The 1,616-nt window shown below is 34.1% G+C and carries 2 protein-coding genes; both read right to left on the bottom strand.

The features are described from left to right. A partial coding sequence (locus ACI313_RS05525; RefSeq protein WP_439755503.1) for an ETX/MTX2 family pore-forming toxin occupies positions 1-1,245 on the bottom strand: 1,245 nt, incomplete at its 3' end. Positions 1,246-1,323: 78 nt separating this feature from the next. Continuing rightward, positions 1,324-1,616 (bottom strand): hypothetical protein (locus tag ACI313_RS05520; RefSeq protein ID WP_439755502.1); only part of this gene is annotated, 293 nt, incomplete at its 5' end.

The raw sequence follows: 1,616 nt of genomic DNA, 5'->3' as shown, positions 1-1,616 counted from the left end.
CGTTCCATTGATAGGAGTTAATGTTAAAAATGCATCTGATTCTTGAACATCAACACCTTTCCAAATACCCCTAATATTAATCTTTCTACCAGAAACCGTTCCTACGCATACAGCACAATATTCTACGTCCATCGTATATTTTGATAGAGTCAATGTCATTTGTGCTATGTAATTTGAAGGCACTATGATTGGATAGGTTCTGTTGATAGAGACACTATGTTCTTCTGTTTCGCCATAAGTAAAATCCTGACCCTCTGAAACTGAGGTGCTTATTTCTCCATTGGCAATAAACGGAACTTTAACTTTGAACTTAGTGGTCACATTAACACTATAGGATGTCCTTTTATTAAAAGATGACGTTTCTTTATAGCTGTCAGAAATCGTAAAAGTATGATTCTGATCTATTGGACCATTATTGGTAAATTTATCCGAAAAAACCACATCCGGTATGTTAGATAATGTTGATGCATTTGTATCAAATGTGACACTTTCAATTTTAAAATCTTCGACGGGTATAATCGAAAACTCCTGTCGTGGTAATTTCGCATATTTTTCTAAAGACACCTTTGAATCATTTGCCGTAATCACACTATAATAAACATCATACAAAGATCCACTATTGCCCTGCCGTGGGTAATCTTGATTTTCAATGATGAATGATTCATTTGAATATTCGCCATAACGAATATCCCAAGATGCGCCAAAAGTAGATGTGTTACTAGATGGTTTAGCGTACACAACTTTCACATCTGGGTTACTGGAATAAGCTCCAAGACTAATAGGTGTATTTGTCTTTTTTGAATATATCAAATATGGTATTCCTGTGTAAGCCGGTAAAGTTTTAATATAAAATTGTTGAGATACATCATCGTCTTTACAATCCTCAAAAGTCAGTTCTTTGCCTTCTCCGCTAACATCCAGAAAATGTTTTGTAGAAGTATTCCCTTTAACCTGTAAATAGATAGGAATCTGATCTAATTGGTGAAGTTCTTCATACAAATCTGAGTATGAAGATGTAGAACGTGTTTTGACCTGTAACTTTCGCATCATTACACTATCCCCTTCCAATGGAATGATGGAATCAAGCTCACAAGATTTAATCAAACTTGCATCATACTTAGTTGACAATAAGTCTTGTGAATTTACTTCAGATTCTGAGATTAGTAAATCTTCATCAGAACATGCAGAAATAAAGCAGCAAATAGCCACAAAAACGAGCAGTGAAAGAATTTTCTTCATATACATATAATTTTATTAATGTTATTTGAACGCCAATTTGTTAAAACGACAGATTTGTTTATGCAATTATTATGATTTCTTGTTTTATATTGTTATGTAACCAGTAGCAACCCAATTATCACATTCTATACTGATGGAGAGTCGTCCATTATAATCTTCCGGAATATCCAATGTGGTATTAGTAATTGAAGAATAGGCAATAATATTTCCATTTTCATCACATAGGAATATTTGTACATCAATATCCACTGAACCCGAAATCTCTATTTGACGTAGTTCGTCATCATAATATACATCAATAGGGATTCTCATAGGTGAACGGCGTACAGTTGTACTTCCATCCACATTACCTGTTTGCCATTTTTCCATAGCGACCC

Origin of the sequence: Floccifex sp. (genome assembly GCF_051873495.1) — a bacterium.
In the GTDB taxonomy this organism is placed as follows: domain Bacteria; phylum Bacillota_I; class Bacilli_A; order Erysipelotrichales; family Erysipelotrichaceae; genus Floccifex.
The sequence above is the reverse complement of the archived record's forward strand: the minus strand, read 5'-3'. Positions and strand labels throughout refer to the sequence as shown.